The sequence below is a fragment of the Microcoleus sp. Pol12A5 genome, assembly GCF_036701435.1.
Taxonomy (GTDB): Bacteria; Cyanobacteriota; Cyanobacteriia; order Cyanobacteriales; family Microcoleaceae; genus Microcoleus.
Window position 1 is genome coordinate 1 of the sequence record NZ_JAUBQU010000081.1, and the last position, 18,700, is coordinate 18,700.

General features: G+C 43.7%; 11 protein-coding genes. 7 read left to right on the top strand and 4 right to left on the bottom strand.

Annotation, left to right across the window (positions count from 1 at the left end; genetic code table 11):
* Both QUA45_RS19780 and QUA45_RS19785 read left to right on the top strand, forming a co-directional pair.
* Positions 1-200, top strand: a 200-nt coding sequence (locus QUA45_RS19780) for a hypothetical protein (RefSeq protein WP_333221917.1), incomplete at its 5' end; no start/stop codon positions are given.
* 154 nt (positions 201-354) lie between these two features.
* Entirely contained in the window at positions 355-975 is a 621-nt protein-coding gene (locus QUA45_RS19785; RefSeq protein WP_333221918.1) for a hypothetical protein, read from the top strand.
* A 47-nt stretch (positions 976-1,022) separates the two neighbouring features.
* Here the strand turns inward: QUA45_RS19785 and QUA45_RS19790 are convergent, their stop codons facing one another.
* Positions 1,023-9,248 carry an FkbM family methyltransferase gene (locus QUA45_RS19790; RefSeq protein ID WP_333221919.1) on the bottom strand — a complete coding sequence of 2,742 codons (8,226 nt, stop codon included), beginning with the start codon at positions 9,246-9,248 and terminating at the stop codon, positions 1,023-1,025.
* Positions 9,249-9,805: 557 nt separating this feature from the next.
* Here QUA45_RS19790 and ftsH3 point away from each other — a divergent pair.
* From ftsH3 to QUA45_RS19810, 4 genes are all read left to right on the top strand, one after another.
* Positions 9,806-11,644 carry an ATP-dependent zinc metalloprotease FtsH3 gene (gene ftsH3 / locus QUA45_RS19795; RefSeq protein WP_006633639.1) on the top strand — a complete coding sequence of 613 codons (1,839 nt, stop codon included), beginning with the start codon at positions 9,806-9,808 and terminating at the stop codon, positions 11,642-11,644.
* Between the two features lie 147 nt (positions 11,645-11,791).
* Positions 11,792-12,154 carry a nuclear transport factor 2 family protein gene (locus QUA45_RS19800; protein WP_333221920.1) on the top strand — a complete coding sequence of 121 codons (363 nt, stop codon included), beginning with the start codon at positions 11,792-11,794 and terminating at the stop codon, positions 12,152-12,154.
* A 239-nt stretch (positions 12,155-12,393) separates the two neighbouring features.
* On the top strand, positions 12,394-13,032 hold the full coding sequence (locus tag QUA45_RS19805; RefSeq protein ID WP_333221921.1) for a bifunctional 4-hydroxy-2-oxoglutarate aldolase/2-dehydro-3-deoxy-phosphogluconate aldolase: 639 nt from the start codon (positions 12,394-12,396) through the stop codon (positions 13,030-13,032).
* A 101-nt stretch (positions 13,033-13,133) separates the two neighbouring features.
* A complete protein-coding gene (locus QUA45_RS19810) occupies positions 13,134-13,655 on the top strand; it encodes a L,D-transpeptidase (RefSeq protein ID WP_333094497.1) in 522 nt (173 codons plus the stop codon).
* Between the two features lie 124 nt (positions 13,656-13,779).
* On the opposite strand, the gene QUA45_RS19815 is transcribed toward QUA45_RS19810, so the two are convergent.
* Together QUA45_RS19815 and QUA45_RS19820 are read right to left on the bottom strand one after the other, a co-directional pair.
* The gene (locus QUA45_RS19815; RefSeq protein WP_333221922.1) at positions 13,780-14,610 is read right to left on the bottom strand and encodes a DUF1963 domain-containing protein; all 831 of its coding nucleotides are present in this window, start codon (positions 14,608-14,610) and stop codon (positions 13,780-13,782) included.
* Positions 14,611-14,683: 73 nt separating this feature from the next.
* On the bottom strand, positions 14,684-16,273 hold the full coding sequence (locus QUA45_RS19820; RefSeq protein WP_333221923.1) for an Hsp70 family protein: 1,590 nt from the start codon (positions 16,271-16,273) through the stop codon (positions 14,684-14,686).
* Positions 16,274-16,647: 374 nt separating this feature from the next.
* Here QUA45_RS19820 and QUA45_RS19825 point away from each other — a divergent pair, with 374 nt between their 5' ends.
* On the top strand, positions 16,648-17,328 hold the full coding sequence (locus QUA45_RS19825) for a CPBP family intramembrane glutamic endopeptidase (protein WP_333221924.1): 681 nt from the start codon (positions 16,648-16,650) through the stop codon (positions 17,326-17,328).
* A 71-nt stretch (positions 17,329-17,399) separates the two neighbouring features.
* On the opposite strand, the gene QUA45_RS19830 is transcribed toward QUA45_RS19825, so the two are convergent.
* Entirely contained in the window at positions 17,400-17,828 is a 429-nt protein-coding gene (locus QUA45_RS19830; RefSeq protein WP_333094492.1) for a hypothetical protein, read from the bottom strand.
* Between the last annotated feature and the right edge of the window lie 872 nt (positions 17,829-18,700).

Here is an 18,700-nt window from a genome sequence, read left to right on the forward strand (position 1 = left end):
ATATGCTAAAAACACTTTGGGCTACTGTTCGACAAGGGAAAATTGAACTGCTGGAGTTATCAGAATTACCCGAAGGGACAAAAGTATTAGTAACAGTTTTACCTGATGAAGAAGCTGAGTTTTGGCTTCAAGCGAGTCAAACATCACTAGATACAGTTTGGGATAATACTGACGATGATGTCTATGCCCAGCTACTCTAAAAAGGACATAATTTTGGTTAGATATCCCTTTTCAGAGTGGTGTAGTTCTAAGGTAAGAGTATTGTAGTATTTACTACCCGATGGGTTCGGTTGTCCGTAAGCTGAGCTTTTTAGCAGACGTTAGACTTGAGAAGTTGTCATTAAGTAACAAATTATGCCTTTTACAACCTATGGCTTAGATAAGTTCTTCGCTCAGGAAATTTCAGCATTGTCTGAGTGTAATGCTCCCGATTTAGCAGAGCACTTCGCTGAGGTAGAACCTTTGATTGATAACTTTATCCTTAATTCTATATTCACATCTCCTATTAAAACGGAGTACAAACCTTATATTTTTGGAATCATCCGTCGCGTACAAATGACTTTAGTTGAGTATCAAAATGGTCGTACTCTAATACTTTCATATTTAAATGAGAGCAAAAAGAACACATCTTTATATTTCCAAGCGCTTTCTTATTTTGAAATAGCAGTTACCCTTTTATATCAGGCTTACGAATTTTTGAGAAAACTAGGAAAAAAGATAGAGTCAAAGGAAACGAATTTGTTTGAGAAAGGAGACGGTAGCTCTCTTGAAAAGCTTAATAGACTTTACAATATTAGCAAACATCTTGAAGCCTCAACTATACCTGAAGGAAATTTACACCATATTTGGATTTCCAACGATGGTATTTGTGCAAACGGAGTCACAATGTCGTTGACAGAGTTAGCAGACCTTGTTAAAGAATACGTAGCTCTTGCTAAGGCCTTTTCTAATCTAAATCCAGTTTCAATTCCCTAACTAATCGATCGCGCTGGGCGATCCCCGGCCCGCCCAGCGCGATCCGTTTACTTCACAGCCACCTTAACCGCACTCCCAACAAACTGCTCGTAATCTTCCAACAACCACGGAGGCAAACAAGTATTCGCATCCTGAACCCGCAACTGTCCAGGGCGACAATACAGCATCGCCGCCAACAAATTATTTACAGCTTGAGGCGCTCCAAACCCTTTACTCAACTTCACAACCAACGAGTTAAAAAACTCGCGATCGCTCTCATGCAGCGGCTCGTTAATAAACCCGCAGCCCAACATTGCTTTGTAGCCCTTGCCAAAATCGCTCCGGTACAAAAGTTCCAGTTGTTCGCCGGAAACACTCAGCCACAAATCGGCAATTTGCTTGCGAATATGCCGCAAATCTGCTATCACTAATTCACCCGTTGGGTCGATTTCATAGAGATTGACCGCAGCAGTTAATTGATTGAGAAACTGCGGCAGATAATCTTGTTTGACAAGTGGTTGTTCTGTTGTCGTAAATGCGCTTTCAAACACCTTTTCGTAATCTTCAACCAACCACTGCGGCAAGCGGGTGCGAGCATCGGGAACCCGCATTTTACCTGGTACAAAATACAGCATCGCCCCCAGCAGAGCATTGATAGCTTGAGGCTGCACCAACCCTTTACTAATGTCGGTCAATTGCTGCAAAAATTTTTGTTCTGCTTCAGTCATTGCTTCTGCTTGCAAGCCACATCCGAGTATTGATTTATATCCCTTGCGAACTTCTCCTCGATAAAAATTTTCTAGTTTATCTGAAGGAACAGTCAGCCAAAAATCAGCCATTTGTTTTCTGATTTGGCGGAGTTCCAAAACTACCGATTCGTCAGACGGATCGATGCGGTAAAGATTGACGCATCCTAACAGTTGATTTGCAAATTGCGGGGATTGAATGTATTGAGCTAGCAAGTCAGAAGTTGACTCAGACTTGACAGCGGAGTCACTCTCAAAAACTTGTTCGTAATCCCCAATCAACCAGTGTGGCAAACGGTTGCGAGCGTCGGGAATTCGCATGGTTCCCGGCGGGAAATACAGCATCGCAGCAAGCAAGGCGTTGACAGCTTTGGGATGCACTAATCCTTTGCTAATCTGGGTTAATTGCTGCAAAAATATTTGTTCGCTTTCGATCATCGGTTGACGTTGGAAACCGCTCTTGAGCAGGATTTGATAGCTGTTACCTGAAGCACTTCTGTAGGCGGTTTCGAGATTTTCGGTGGGAACGTTCAGCCAAAAATCAGCGATTTGTTTGCGGATTTGACGCAGTTCGGATATTGCTGAGATGTTTGATGAGTTTCTTTGGTAAAGCTGGACGTTTTTCGAGAGCATCTCGCCCAAATCTGCCTGTTTGGGAATGCTATCCTGTAAGCTGCGGGATGCTTCCAGGTGGTTGGTTTGCCATTTGCCAAAGAGTTCTTGGAATAATTTGCCGATCGCCCCAGAGTATGCCACACTGTCAAAACAAGCCGGGTTAGCTTGCATTTTTTGCTGAATTTCCTGCCGTTTTTGCTGCCGCAATTGCCGGTTAGTGCCCAGACTAACGGCTAGCTGAATGTAAGATGCTTCACTATTGGCAATTAAATCTGGCATAGAGAGCGATCGTACCACCGCCGCCCCCATTCTCGATCGCAAAGTATCGCCATCCCTAACCACTGTTGGAAGTCCCACCTCTAACGGATCTACAAGAGAAGTAGTGCCCGCATAGGGATAGGAATCCAAATAAACATCCCCCAACTTCAAAACTTCTTTAACATCCGCACGGTTAGGAAAACTCTTCAACACCTGCAAACGATTACTCTCAATGCCATACTTAGCAAAAACGGCTTTCATATTATTTACAAAAGCCCCCCCAGGATAATGATTAGTCCAGCTAGGGCCGAAGGGCATTAAAAACAGCACCGAATTAGGAACAGCAGCAATAATCTTTGCCCATGTTTCCCTTAACTCCGGCAGTAGCTTATACAAATTAGCACTCGAAATAAAGACAACCGATTCCTCGGCAATGCCGATACTATTTCTGGTGAAATTAATGTTAGGAGTGTAAGGTTCGAGGGTATAGCTAAAACAGCAGCCAGGCCCATCAATAGTTGCTAATTCCTCGCGATAATGCTCCTGTCCTTCAGGTGCAGGTTCCATCAACTTACCAGCAATGTAATAGTCAACGTGTCGAATTCCTGTGGTAACGGGAGAATTAAAACAGGTAGTTTGTACCCGCGCCAATCGATGCAATGCTAGTAAACTAATCGGATGAGTAACCGCAGTAATATTGGTAGCAATCAGCAGAATATCTAAGTCATCAGCGCGGATTGTCTGAACTTGAATTGGCAAGTCATTCGGCAGTTTAACCAGTCTGTCAGCGCGACTCTGACAATACTGTTCTAGTTTATTCCCGTCGAGATTGAGAGCGTATAAAATAATTTCAAATTGCTCTCGATTCAGATATTCAAAAGCGGGTAACGTGGCGAAAGTTTCCGTCATCGCCCCAAAATGTTTAGTCAGGACACCGAGGCGAATTTTCGGTCTGTTCGCAGGTCGAGCCGGAAAAATGCAATCAATCGCAGCCCCACGATTTTTCACGGCATATTCAATAATATCTGCCCGCTTTGTGTAGATATCCTTGAGATTTTTACTATTGAAGTACAGAGGAATAAAGTTAGCACTTTGAGTGAAAAACCAAGCGATATCCTGCCACACTTGTGAGTTTTGGTTCTTGAAGATATTGCTATGCAAATAACTGACCCATCCCTGGACATACTGGCAATAATTGTCAGCCTCTCCTATTTCTTGAAAGAGAGTAGGCGCAGCAAACATAAATTTGAGATAGTCGCTGACAAACCAATTAGGTATAGCTGCACTTTCATACTTCAGCAGTAACTGATCTGCACGACGATAGAGGGCGGCTGCCAGTAGGTAATTAATATCTTTGGGAGTTTTAATTCCCTGGGAGAGATGTGCTGTTAGGCGATCGATAACACTCTTTTCGGCATCTGTCAGCGCTTCATCTTTGATGTTACTTTTGAGCAGTAGCTGATGCGCCTTACCTGCATCACCGCCATAGGCATTTGCCAGTTGTTCTGCGGGCAGATTCAGCCAATAATTGGCAAGTTGCTGGCGGGATTGGCGGATGTTAGCGAGGTTTACTTCATTAGCTTGGTCTTTTTGATACTCTCCCACATATTGGGACAGCAAAGTTAAAAATTGTTCGGGTTTGCTAAATTCAACTAACTCATTAGCTATTAAATTGCCGTGTTGCTGCAAAATCTGCTGTGACCAACGCACTTCTTCGGGTTTGTAAAGTTGAGAGTGGAGGTGAATAAGTGTGGCTCTCATTAAGTCTAATTTTGGGCGATCGCATGCCATTTTTTGGGTTCTGCTAGAGCCGTCGCCGTGCTGTCTGTAATAGAGATAAGGCTTAGGTAATCGATCGCCTAACCAGCCTTTTTCATAGGCAGAAACCCAAAACTCCCAATCTTCGCATCCCAGCTTCATAACTTTTTTCAAGCCGCCTACTTGCTCGTAAATCTCCCTTCTAAATAGGGAAGTAGCGGGGGCTTGATTGTCTCTCAAAAACCGATTGGCATCAAAGTCACCGTGAACAACTAAATCGCAGTTGGCTCCGAAGTGCTGCACATCTGTATAGACAAAACCAACATTCGGTTTTGCTAATAAAATTTCGACGCACTCCTCTAGAAATTTGGGATGAAGTTTATCATCAGCATCTAGGAATAAAATAAACTTTCCTGACGACTGCTCAACGCCAAGATTTCTCGAATCAGCCGGCCCGGTGTTGGGTTTATCTATGAGGCGAAGCGATTTTTGAGGATACAGTTTAATTAAATATTTTCCGAAGTTGCTGGTATCATCCGTGCTGCCATCATTGACAATTATGCACTCCCAGTTTGAATAAGTTTGACTGACAACACTTTCAACAGCTTCTCTGAGTAAAGTTGCGTGGTTGTAGCAGGGAATGATTACGCTGACGAGTGTTTCTGCGGAGGTGCGGTAGGGCATGGCATTTAGCTGTGATGGAGAGATTGAAACAGGTAATGTAGTGGCTGGTTTTACACCTCGGCGGGCGATTCCATATTCATCCCATATTTGCCGAGTTTCTTGCTGCGATATTGGCGATGAATGTTCCAAACCTTGTGGATTTTCGCAGTACAAGCCGAGAATTTCTGGCAAGTGCACAATATTTTCGGTTTTGCCAATCCGCAGCCAAAATTCGTAATCGCCAGCCGCCGTAAACTCTGTTCGGAAATAGCCGTATTTTTCGTGCAGCGATTTTTTCCACATCGGCTGGGGGCCAATAATGCAGCGCCGTTCGAGTTCGCTGTAGTCAAAGGCTGGCCAACTCCAGCGCTTTTCGGCTTGGGTTGTGGCAAAAGTATCGTTAACTGTGTTGGTAATTAATTGATCGGCATAAACCAGACTTACTTCTGCGTTTTCGTCCAAGTATTTCGCCATGATTTCTAGGGCATCGGGGCGGTGTCTGTCATCGGTATTAGCATTAGTCATGTAATCTCCGCGCGACATCTTAATACCTCGATTCCAGGCTGCATATAATGTCTCGCGATCCGAAGTGCGATCGTACACAATATTCGGATATTTCGCTTGAAATTCCCGCACAACAGACTGTTCGTTTTCTTGGGAACCGCTGTCAATTACTATGATTTCGAGTTGGCCTTGTTTGTACAGCGTTTGCTCTATCAAGTCCTGCAAGCAGCCGCGGATAAATTTTTCGGAATTGTAAGTAGAAACGATCGCAGATACTTTAAAAGCCGACGGGACAGGCTGGGAGTTCTCACCATTCCCTAATTCCGCCTGCAATGCTGCATCAGTTGGCTGTTGAACTGCAGCATTCTCATGTGCGCGCTCAGCTACTTGAACCAAAACTGAGCTAACAATTGCTGCCATTTTTGACCAGGAAAACTTCTTAGCTTGCTCTAACCCCGCCGCAATTAATGAGTTGCGGACAGCGGGCTTCTGTATTTCCCCCAAAGCATTGACAAGCCCAATAACATCATCCCCGTCCACATAAACCGCTGCTTGTCCTGCTACTTCTGGAATCGAACCGTTTGGACAGGTGATGACTGGACAACCGCAAGCCATTGCCTCAAGGACTGGCAACCCAAAGCCTTCATATTTCGACGGATAAACTAACACTGAAGCACCAGAGTAAGCAGTTCTCAGTTCGCTGTCGCTTAGTTGTAGCGTGTGGACAGTATTCCCAGGACAGTACAATTTCAGCTCTGGTTCTAATACAGGTTTGCCACCTGCACAGACTATATCAAAGTCAAACTTGTTGGCAAGTTGAGAAAAGGCTTTGAAGAATAATGTCCCGTTCTTGTAACCATGCCAGCCTACCCTTTCGCCTACCAAAAGAAAATAGGGCTTGGTAATGCTGTATTTTGACTTAAAGCCTGAAATTTCTTCTCTATCGGCTGGCGAAAAATTGGCATCTATTCCGCAGTGCGCTACAGCGACAGAATTTGAATAAATCTGCGGAAAAATCTTAATTAAATCGCGGGCTGTATTTTCCGAAATGGTGATGTATGCCGAGGCGTGGCGGATACCGCAATGCTTTTCTCTCCACTCGGAATGACCAATATTTTGCCCCATCAACTCTGGAATCATGTCGTAGGCCATGAATACCGATCGCGTTGACAAAGGGGTTGTATAATAAGTAGAAATAAATAAATCGGCTTTTTCTTCATCGCAGATTTGTTGGAGCATCGCGCGATCGCGATCGGTATTACCATAATCGTAAAGGGGAATAGTACGATAACGAAGACCTGGAATTTTTGGAGCAGTTCCGTTACGATCTAAAATGATAATATGTTGAGCAAAGTTCGTATTTGCCCATTCTTGCCATAGGGATTTCCAAACGCGAGCAATGCCTGTATTATTATGTTGAAAAAATACACCATCAATGAGAATTGTCGGATATTTTTGACTAGGCTTAACAGCAAGTGCAGGTAAAGGAGAAACTGTTTTAAATTGCCAAGCTTTTGTACTAATATCTCGTTGTGCAATGGGTTCGACTCCACAGGCGATCGCGCTATTGACTTGACTCTCATCATTAACCCAATCAAAGTATTGACGCAATAACACAGGAAATTGAGTCTGTTGTTGCAGATTTAACCATTGGGAAGTCGCATTTTTATAACCATAATATTGCTCTTTAAAGCGCAATTGATTCGGGGTAACGTAGGCAAAATGTTGGAAAACCAACCCCTCTTTTTCGGTTTCTTGATGTCGAAAAGGATTAACAAACGCGACATCACGCCATTTACCGTTAGGTAAGGGTTCCGCTAATCTGGGCGGTTCATGAGTTGCCCATACCATACCTGGTTTAAAACGCCAAGTGCGTAGCCATTCATATTGAGGATTATTTGCATAACAATTACGAGTGCTAATAACTAAATTTTCCCCAACAAAATACCAACACCAATAAAAAGCCGCTGTTTTTTCAGGATGTTCAATAAACATCTGTCGAGTTTGGCAAATCTGCTCAAAAGTCCAGAGCTCATCTACATCAATTTGCCACAATAAACACTCTTCAGAAATCCGGGAAAGAGGAGCATTTATCATTTCTCGTTTCCCTTCCCAAAATTCGCCTTCTGGCTTACGATAAATGCTAATATTTTGGGGATAAAGACGAGCCAGTTCATCTAAATATTCGGTAGTCCCATCCAGGCTGCGTCCGTCGCGATGAACATCATCAGAAATGTTACCGCCCAGATTGACACTCCAAGCCGTATCATGTTTTAAATCTGCCACCCCCTCGACAATATGCCAGTGCCATCGAAAGGGTAATTTTTTCAAGACATCAATATGATAACGGATGAACGGTTCACCATTGAGAACGATGGTAAAGAAATGAAGGGGAAGTGATGGAAACGCAATATAATTTTCATAGAAAGCCTTAGAGTTGACAACTGCTCCACCAATCGCACCCGTTTTTTCTATACAATGACACTCATAACCATTAGCCATGAGTAAATCAAAAGTTTCTTTGGCGGTGTGCTGCATTCCCTCTAACATTTTTTGAGAGATTTCAAACTGAATAAACTCAATTGCTTTTCTTGCTAAAAGATTCATGCAACCATTAAGAACATCACTTTCAGCTCCTTCTACATCGATTTTTAAGTAATCAATTTTCTCAATATTATGTTTTTGACAAAATGAATCAACTGTAATCGCGCTAACGGTTTCGCTTTTTACAATAGGTACATATTCCTGGGGATTTTCGGGATTTTCCATCTGCGGTCTGCCGATGCTGTTCCAAACCGAAAACTCATCAGGAAATTCATTAAATTCAATCAGTTTATTCTCGGAAAATACTGCATTCTGAAACGCGAAAACATTCTGATTATTTTCTGTGCGTCGTTTAAGTGTATTAAAAGTAGTTGAAGTCGGCTCAAATGAATATACTTTTCCTTCACGTCCGACTAAATTACTAAACAAAAGAGAATAGTTACCAATATTTGCTCCAATATCGAAAACTGTCATCCCTTGACGAACTAATCTTTGTACAAGCCGTTGTTCGATTTGTTCTTCATTAAACGCAAATTTTTCTTGATGGAAAATGGCATAACCATTTCGCAGATGAAGATTATGCAATAAGAGTTTATAATTAGGATCTTTGAGAAGCCTATGGTAATTTTTATGGTTTTTAAAGGTATTAATATCATCTAGCAATATAAATTTAGCCCCATAGACTTCATCTAATTCAGCTTCCCCGGTAAATTCCGAACCATCTATTAAGACAACATCAAAAAAAATGATTTTATTTTCTGATTTTATTTGCTTAATCCCTGCCTGAGATACTCTAGAATCTTGGAGATATTTTAGGTCTTGTCTGAGCCACTCTAAAACTTGTTGTAGGGGGTATTGGTTCAGTGCAGTTGGGTAAGAATTATAAAAATCAATAACTTCTTTTTCTCGAGCAAACTTATTAATTCCTACTGATGAAACATTATAACATTTTACAAAGCCGTCCTTAGCATATCTGTTTTGTAATGCGGTAAATCTTGCCTGGGAAATTTCCATGCAAAAAAGTTGAGGATGATGGGGATTTTGTCTAATTCCTGTGACAAATGCTTCTGTACTTCCCTCACCGGAAGATGACCCTATTTCTAAAATGGTTTGGATATCTTCTTCTTTCGCTATTTGTTTAATAGCCTGATAAAATTGATCGTACTTAATTTCTGCGGGAATGATTTGATTAATTTCTGAAGTCATGATCAAATGTTCTCCTTAATTCATTGTGTTATTAATCTGGGAATGCGTTTTCTAAAAAAAACCTTGAAGTTAAATTTAGTTACGAAATCAAGCTGGTTTTGAACTCAGACTATTGAGGTAAATGACGATTTTTGGTAAACGCACTTGGTTTCTGGGTCAGTCCTACTTTACCTTACTTAAGAGTTTAAGAGAACTTACGCGTCACTACCAAAGAAACCGGATTTTTCACTCCAATTAAAGACTCAAGTGCAGTATTTCCGTCAACAAACCCGGTTTCTGCATGGCTATTTAACCGAAAAAGGGATTAACGCGATCGCCACCACTTTTGAAAATATTGACAAATTCTGTCTTATAGTGTATGAGGAAACGCAAAAATTAGGACAACACCCGAATCTCCTGACGCCGCGCAGGGCAGTTCCGTTCCCGCGACCTCAGACCGCCACAGCAGGGCCGGGATTCCCCACCACACAAAAACAAGTTACAATTACGTTAAGATTGATGAACATAAATAAAAATTCCCAAATCACAGGGACTAAAAATTAGGAGGATCGACCTCGGTGAATAAACGGTGGAGAAACGCTGGCCTGTACGCACTGCTGGCTATTGTAGTCATTGCCTTAGCAACGGCTTTTTTTGACAAACAGCCCCCAAGCCGCGAAGTTTGGAAGTACAGTCAATTCATTCAGGAAGTCGAAGGCAAGAGAGTAGACAAAATAAATATCAGTTCCGATCGCAGCAAAGCCCTGGTCACAGCCCAGGACGGCAACAAGGTACTCGTTAACCTGCCGAACGACCCCGAACTGATCAACATCCTGACCAAAAATAACGTAGATATTTCAGTTCTGCCCCAAAGCGACGAAGGCTTCTGGGTAAAAGCCCTCAGCAGCCTGTTCTTCCCGATTCTGCTTTTGGTCGGACTGTTTTTCCTGGTGCGGCGCGCCCAAAACGGGCCCGGCAACCAAGCCATGAACTTCGGCAAATCCAAAGCTAGAGTCCAAATGGAGCCGCAAACTCAGGTGACTTTCGGCGACGTGGCAGGCATCGAACAAGCCAAGCTAGAGCTCGCAGAAGTCGTGGACTTCCTGAAAAATGCAGACCGCTTCACCGCAGTCGGAGCAAAAATCCCCAAAGGCGTGCTGCTGGTCGGCCCTCCCGGAACAGGCAAAACCCTGCTGGCAAAAGCAGTGGCTGGAGAAGCCGGCGTTCCCTTCTTCTCGATTTCCGGTTCAGAATTTGTGGAAATGTTCGTGGGTGTCGGTGCTTCCCGCGTCCGCGACTTGTTTGAACAAGCTAAATCTAACGCTCCTTGCATCGTATTTATCGATGAAATTGACGCGGTAGGCCGCCAGCGGGGCGCTGGTTTGGGCGGTGGTAACGACGAACGGGAACAAACCCTGAACCAGTTGCTGACCGAAATGGACGGCTTTGAGGGCAATACTGGCATCATTTTGATTGCTGCCACGAACCGCCCCGACGTACTCGATGCAGCGCTGCTGCGTCCGGGTCGCTTCGATCGCCAAGTTGTGGTCGATCGCCCCGACTTCGGAGGCCGCCTAGAAATTCTCAACGTTCACGCCCGCGGCAAAACTTTGTCGAAAGACGTGGACTTGGAAAAAATCGCCCGCCGGACACCCGGTTTCACCGGTGCGGATTTGTCCAACCTACTCAACGAAGCAGCAATTTTAGCCGCCCGCCGCAACTTGACAGAAGTCTCGATGGATGAAGTCAACGATGCGATCGACCGCGTGCTCGCTGGCCCGGAAAAGAAAGACCGCGTGATGAGCGAAAAGCGCAAAACTTTGGTAGCTTACCACGAAGCCGGTCACGCTTTAGTCGGCGCGCTGATGCCCGATTATGACCCCGTGCAGAAAATTAGCATTATCCCCCGCGGCCGCGCTGGCGGTTTGACTTGGTTCACACCCAGCGAAGATCGGATGGATTCTGGCTTGTATTCTCGGTCTTACTTGCAAAATCAAATGGCGGTAGCTTTGGGCGGCCGCATTGCTGAAGAAATTGTCTTCGGCGAAGAAGAAGTAACGACTGGGGCGTCGAACGACTTGCAGCAAGTGGCAAGAGTAGCGCGGCAAATGGTGACTCGCTTCGGAATGAGCGATCGGCTAGGTCCTGTGGCTCTCGGTCGTCAACAAGGCAATATGTTCATGGGTCGCGATATCATGGCCGAACGCGATTTCTCCGAAGAAACCGCAGCGACGATCGACGATGAAGTGCGTTTGTTGGTAGAACAAGCTTACCGTCGCGCTAAAGATGTACTCGTCGGCAACCGCCATGTCCTTAATGCTTTAGCAGATATGCTAGTTGAAAAGGAAACTGTGGATGCGGATGAATTGCAAAATTTGTTAGCTAATAGCGATGTGAAAATGGCGACGATCGCCTAATCAATTTTGGATTTTGGATTTTGGATTTTAGATTAAATCTAAAGTTTGAAATCAATAATTGGGGTGATTCTTGGATTTTCGGGAATCGCCCCGATTTTTTTGTGGACACACAGGAAGCAGCGAAAAAAAGCATTGGAGTAGCAAACCATGATCGTCACAGAAGATAGAGCGCGTGAACTTGCACTTGATTGGGTAGAAGCTTGGAATACTCATAACCTCGATCGCATCATGTCCCATTACGCAGAAGATGTAATTCTGATATCGCCTGTCGCAGCGCAACTGCTAAATGAACCATCTGGAACAGTGACAGGCAAAGAAGCGCTACGAAACTACTTCAAAAAGGGGCTGGAAGTTTATCCTGACCTCAAGTTTGAGTTGCTTGATGTGATGTGGGGAGTTTCCAGTGTTGTCCTTTACTACATCAACCAAAAAGGCACGAAGGCAGGTGAGTTTATGGAAGTCAGTTCAACCGGAAAAGTGGTTAAAGTTGTTGCTCATTACAACGGGTAGAGCGAGGTTATGCAAATGGCGGTAATATGGATGGCACAACCGAGCGATGCTGAGGCTTTACTTACTCTAGCTAGCAAGTCAAACGCAGTCCACTCGCCTGTGGTGTAAAGAAAATAACGCAATTTTAACCCCCCCTCGGAAACCCACGGAGGTGGGTTTTGTTTGTATAGATGCGGTTTCAACCGCTCGGTCTTCCGATCTGAACTTTATTGAATTATCTGGGGGCAAAATCAGTTAGCATGAATCATCAATCTTGGTTGACAATACTAAAAAAACACCGGGCGATCGCAGTCATCCGTTCCTCAGAAAAGGAACTTGCTTGGCAGATGGCATCAGCGGTAGCAGCAGGCGGAATCCAGTTTATTGAAATTACTTGGAACACCCACAAAGCCGCTGAATTAATTGCCGAACTCCGCTCGGAATTTCCTACTTTTAGTATTGGCACCGGCACTTTATTAAACTTAGAACAGTTGCAGCAAGCAATAGACTGTGGCGCTCAATTTCTGTTTACTCCGCATACCGATGTAGCGATGATTAAAACAGCAGTTGACGCCGGAGTGCCGATCGTCCCCGGTGCTTTTTCTCCTACGGAAATTGTGACCGCGTGGCAAGCAGGCGCTACCTGCGTTAAAGTGTTTCCGATATCGGCTTTGGGAGGCGCGGCTTACCTGAAAAGCCTGCAAGGCCCCCTGGGAAACATTCCTTTAATTCCCACTGGCGGGGTGACGCTGGAAAACGCGAAAGTATTTATTGACGCCGGGGCGATCGCCGTTGGTTTAGCCGGAGACTTATTTCCTAAACACTTAGTGGAAAATCGCGATTGGCGCGCGATCGCCGCAATTGCCCGAACTCTCGCCCAAAACTTAACAACTTGTTAAGTCCACTTTCCCAATCCAACATTTCAAATCTAAAATCTACAATAGGACAAGCCAATCTAAAATCTAAAACCTAAAATCTAAAATAGTACGAGGTGTGAGAAATGAACAGGATTATTAACTCAACTTACTTCCGTCGCGCTGGAACTTTCTGTGCCGGCTTCGCTCTCAGTTTTGCTGTATTCTGCGGCGGTTCAATTCCTGTAATTGCCGGCGAACAGCACAACATAATTGCCAATAAAATTATGCAGTTGCAGCAATCCAGCGAACGCTGGATTGAAATAGATTTGTCAAGACAAAGGTTAATAGCTTGGGAAGGAAATATACCTGTTTACGCGGTGGTTATTTCCAGCGGCAAATCATCGACTCCAACTCGCACGGGAACCTTTGCCGTTGAAACCAAATACCGCGTTACTAGAATGACTGGACCGGACTACGACGTGCCGGACGTTCCCTATACAATGTATTACGACGGCGGCAATGCAATTCACGGCGCTTACTGGCACAATTTGTTTGGCAATCCCGTTACTCACGGCTGCACAAATGTAGCTGTCAATCACGCTAAATGGCTATTTGAATGGGCCTCGGTGGGAACACCCGTGGTGGTGCACAAATCTCAGGTTTAGGGAATTGGGAATTGGGCATCGGGCATAGTCAAACACTATTCAATCTGTTAGAACCCCGACTTCTTTAAGAAGTCGGGGTTCGGGGTATTATGTTTTTTTAGGTGGGCTTACTTAACTGCTGCTTTTAACAACAATCCCAATTGTATAAAACTTTACTAAAATCTAATTCTCTGAGTGCTGATTCATCAATAAAAAAGTTACCTACACCACTGTCTCCCCACATGATATCTACTGTCTCATTGCAGCAATCGGTATCCATTTGGAATAGAAGAATGTCTGGCTTTTGTTTTTGATCGGAGTTACTATTACATTTTCTTACGTCGTCTTGTGTAAAATATGGATAACCACCTATTTTATGACCCAAGGAATGCGATATTTCTCGGTACTTATCGTCAATTTTATGGTTCATAAATAACTCGTTAATTTCTTCTCCTAATAGTTCGGTAAATTGGTAGTCAATGGTACTGATAGGCGCATATTTTTTAGTAAATTGCAAGCCGCAACTGCCCTGAACAGGAAAAATTTCGGGTTCCGACAAAAAATCATAATTGGTAATAATGTTTTCAACTTTGAAGTCGGGATGAGGAAAATAAATTATTTTGAATTGGTCTTCGATTGTATGATTATCTGCATTGGAAGAATTGTCCAAATTTAAACCATATAGGTCATCGTCAGCTATATAGAACTGTAAGATACCCCGATCGGGAAAACCATCTAAAGGCGGTATTTCATCAAAGTTGAGTTGCGTTAGCAAAAATAAATATTTACCGTCACCAGTTTTGGGATATTCAAAGCCTTTAGGTAAATAAGGAAATCCTCCAAATTTACTCTGCCACCAATTAACCTGGTCATTATTCTGGATTTTAATTTCAATGTAAGGTTTAATGGTAGCTTCGATTCGGTCGCGATACTTTTCTAATTCGGGAGAGAGTGGAAATTCTAGTTTGTAGTTCATCTGCTTTTAACAATTTGTTTTGAACGGAATCAGTAGGGTGCGCTTCGGCGCACCTTACCTGTAAAGTCTATCCTTAACTTAGCTGCACCACTGGTTTATCCTCTAACAAAGTTTCATTTGTCAGCAAATCTTCCACGGTAATTCGCAAAAAGCGCTGTTCGTCAACGCGGAACAAAGCTTTTATGCGATCGCTCCCCGGATACCCAGGCGGCGTCAATTGAGCGATGCTGCGTGCTCCTTCTTTATCATTTAGGGGCTGTACCGATGTTTGGCCCGCGAGTTGGCGAGTAATTAGCCTGTCGCCGTCAAAATATATCTCCGTGCCGCCAGTTTCCGCTCCCAATTCGCCGATAATTAATTCTATACTTGGCTGACTTTCTAAAGAAGCCCCCAAGACTAACTCTACCGGTTCGCTCATCGGATAAGACTGGCCGGATTTGATTAAACTGTGCCAACTGTGGCAATTGTCGCGGCGGTTCCAGTAGCGAATTCCGTAACTGTGATAGAGAAAATCTTTGATTTCTATGCCTTGACTCAGTTGCAGAGCACCTTGGGCGATCGCCTCAAAGGGTTTGTCGCAGCGAATTTTTGCCGGCTCGAAATATTGCTCCACCCAACGCCCGAAGGCAGGAATTTGTACAGTACCGCCAACTAGCAAAACTGCATCAATATCCCCAATTTCTAAGCCTTGGCGCCGCGCTTGCTGCAATACTTGATTCATGCACTCGTCTAGTTTGTCAAAAAACTGATGTTCAGCGAGGATAGATTCAAAACGAGATCGATCTAATTCTAATTCGTAACTCTCAAAATTTTCGTCATCAAAATAAACCTCAACTGCCTGATTCACCAAAGACAATTGAATCTTTAACCGTTCTGCCAATCTCGTTGTAATCGGAGATTTTGCCAGCCCTTTTGTTTGAACAAAATAGTCGACCAGCCAATTATCAATATCAGAACCGCCTAAATTTTGTCCGGCTTTAGCCAAAACCCGGGCAACTTTTGTTTTTTGCGCTGAAGATTCAGCTAATAGCTTTTCGCCCCACTTAAGAATAAAACCGAGAGGCTTTTTGTCGGAGGAAGCGTCCAAACGCACCAAAGAAAGATCGAGAGTTCCGCCACCGAAATCAATGACTAACAGATTTTCGCGATCGGCCAAACCGTAACCCAAAGCAGCCGCCGTAGGTTCGTCCAACATCCGCACCTGTTCTACTTGGAGAGATTGAGACACTTTGCCCAACCAATGGCGGTAAGCTTCAAAACTATCTACCGGCACAGTAAAAATCAAAGAATCGATCGGCAAAGGCAGTTGGCGAATTGAATTAACAATTTGACTCAAATACCACTCACCTACTTGTTCAAAAGTAATAATTTGCCCGTCAAGTTCCGGCACAAAACCCTGAACTGAAGTGCCAATTCCCCGCTTAAAATTGCGAAAAAACCGAGAATCTCCACTCAAATCCCGACCTTTATCGCGGACTTGCTGACCGAGTAAGACTTTACTTTGAGCAGCGTCCTCAACGTAGAGTAAACTAGGAATGAGGGGCGGATTTTGAGCCGAGATTGCCGACAATCCCGGTAATTTCAAAGTTTCGGGCTGCTGGAGGACTTGATTCCAGCGAGCGACGACGGTGTTGCTAGTTCCAAAATCAATTGCGATCGTCATTCAGCCAAAATACACAGCTACTAGGGATTTAATCATATTATGGTATTTCGAGTCACCAATGCCAACAGATTATCAAATTGTGCTTGAATAAAGACTTTTTTGCCACAAAAACTTCTTTAACGGCGGAGTCTTCAATTTTATGCAACTGTATATTTTTCTAGTCCACAAATAAGCACCACTTTTATAAGCGACACAAAACTCATACCATTTTAAATTTTAGATTTAAAAATGGAGAATGAATGACTGCATAAAGGTTTGGATCGCGGCACTACAGTTACCTGGTTTTTTGAAAGTGGTAGCGCCTGTCTGCAGTGACCAAGATTTTACCTTTGATCTTAATCTAATTTTCCAATGAAGCGTGCAAAATGCTGGATATGGGCGATCGCAAAAAAGCACTATTGGCTCTAACACTACTTGTCCCTGCTGCTAGTATTGGTATCATAGCAGGCTTGTATATTGCCCCGGAAAGCTGGGGACAAACACTGTCAGTCTTGTGTCAAGTTTGGTTGCTGATTTTTCCGATCGCGTGGTCTGTTTTTGTCGATCGCAAAAAGCTGAGTTTATCCCTACCCAAGTGCCAAGAATTGCTGGCTGGATCTATTTGGGGAATATTCATGTTTGCGGTGATTGTGGGTATCTATAGCGTTTTTGGGCAGCAGTGGATCGATCCTGTAGTTGCTAAAGAAAAATCGTACCAATTAGGTATTACCAGCCGTAATATTTACTTGATTGTAGAAGCATATTTTGTGCTGGTTAACTCGCTGATTGAAGAATTTACTTGGCGGTGGTTTGTCTGCCAGAAATGCCAGATTCTCATACCGGGAACAAAAGCAATATTTCTGAGTTCGCTATTTTTCACGATCCACCACATTTTTGTAATAGCAGCTTACAGCGACTGGGAGGCTGTTCTCTTAGGTTCCTTAGCTGTCTTCACCGCCGCGATAATTTGGTCTCAGTCTTATCTGACTTACCGTTCGCTTTGGCCTAGTTATCTCAGCCACGCGATCGCAGATTTTGCCCTGGCAAGTATTGGTTGGAAAATCCTCTTTAACTAGCTGCTTTTTCAGCGACTATTCCTGGCAATTGTACAGTAAAATTTGACGTTTTACCCAACTCACTCTCCAGATTAATCTCTCCCCCATGATCCGGACGGCGTGCCACTACCGCAGGCGATCGTACACCCTGATAAATTGTAAGCTTTTGCAAGGTATTTGTGGCTGTAGCTGCGCTTCATGCCAACTAGCAGCGACAACTGTTTGCTGGCATTCATGCTGATTGTACTGGGTTCTTGACTGATGCTGTGCAACAATCGAACGTTCATATCTTCCCACGGGCAGATGCTTTCCGTTAAGGTATCTGCTTTAAATTCAAAGTTTTGTTTTGCTGGCGATCGCATAATTTTAGCTGCATGAAAACTGGCCAACATATCGCTATCAGCATCGGTGGCCGGGCCCCCAAGAGCACACCGATTGTCATCCGAAATTGCAAACTTAGGAAAAATGATGCTTTCATAACATGAAATTTTTTGTACGCGAAATCGTTTGATAAATACCACGAAGTTGCTGCTACTGCTTAGGAGTCAAGGTTTGCACGATATAGGCCGATCTACTTTGAGTATTCCTTTGATCTTTATAGGGTCATTTGATAATTGGCTGCTGAATTATTGTTACGGTAATTACTTAGACAGGAATTGGGCAGTAACGCTACATATACTCTGCCCCGCAGTGGCAGTCTCTTTTGGGAAATTTTTCAGGCGATCGCCTTTTATTCACAAATTTAAAACTAAGGCAGCTAATTAAATTTATATCCGTGAAACTCTATGTTCTGTAGCACGATTGGGAAACCTATTTTTTCAAACAGTGGACGCATCAACCGGGTTTTTACACGAACATACGACAAGTGAGGGCGAGAGATATCGCTTGAAAAACAGGCTTGATTTCCTCATTCGCACGTCCACGACGGTGATTCGCGCGATCGCGCCCCTGCTGGTATCTGAGAAAACTACCATGTCTGAATCCTGACAAAATAGGATATTGTGTCAAGCAATACCTAAAGGACTGTTACCCAAAAATCCCAGCTACCGATGGATGTTTATATCTATTCCAGCGATGGAGGACTCAACATTCTCGAGGTAAGAATCTCCCTCTTTAATTAAGTATAAAATTTTGCCAAAGGCGATGTCAACCTACTGAATATTGTTGCAAATGCTACCTTTATTCCATCTTAAAATTGGGGTGATATTCGGTTTACCGTACATCCTTGTCTGTTTGAGACTCAATGATGTAATCTTTAACATACGGTGTTGTCTAGCTTGGTGCTTGTCGCGAAAAAAGCTACTATTTCATGAGGTATCTATCTATAGTAGGAAATTTCGCTTACCTGCAAATTATCCCTCTAGGAACTGTTTCGCGATCGCATCAATCTTTA

What these genes read in the sequence shown, in the direction of transcription:
- QUA45_RS19785 (WP_333221918.1), top strand. Translation starts at nt 355, where the DNA reads ATGCCTTTTACAACCTATGGCTTAGATAAGTTCTTCGCTCAGGAAATT.
- QUA45_RS19790 (WP_333221919.1), bottom strand. Translation starts at nt 9,248, where the DNA reads ATGACTTCAGAAATTAATCAAATCATTCCCGCAGAAATTAAGTACGAT.
- QUA45_RS19800 (WP_333221920.1), top strand. Translation starts at nt 11,792, where the DNA reads ATGATCGTCACAGAAGATAGAGCGCGTGAACTTGCACTTGATTGGGTA.
- QUA45_RS19805 (WP_333221921.1), top strand. Translation starts at nt 12,394, where the DNA reads ATGAATCATCAATCTTGGTTGACAATACTAAAAAAACACCGGGCGATC.
- QUA45_RS19810 (WP_333094497.1), top strand. Translation starts at nt 13,134, where the DNA reads ATGAACAGGATTATTAACTCAACTTACTTCCGTCGCGCTGGAACTTTC.
- QUA45_RS19815 (WP_333221922.1), bottom strand. Translation starts at nt 14,610, where the DNA reads ATGAACTACAAACTAGAATTTCCACTCTCTCCCGAATTAGAAAAGTAT.
- QUA45_RS19820 (WP_333221923.1), bottom strand. Translation starts at nt 16,273, where the DNA reads ATGACGATCGCAATTGATTTTGGAACTAGCAACACCGTCGTCGCTCGC.
- QUA45_RS19825 (WP_333221924.1), top strand. Translation starts at nt 16,648, where the DNA reads ATGGGCGATCGCAAAAAAGCACTATTGGCTCTAACACTACTTGTCCCT.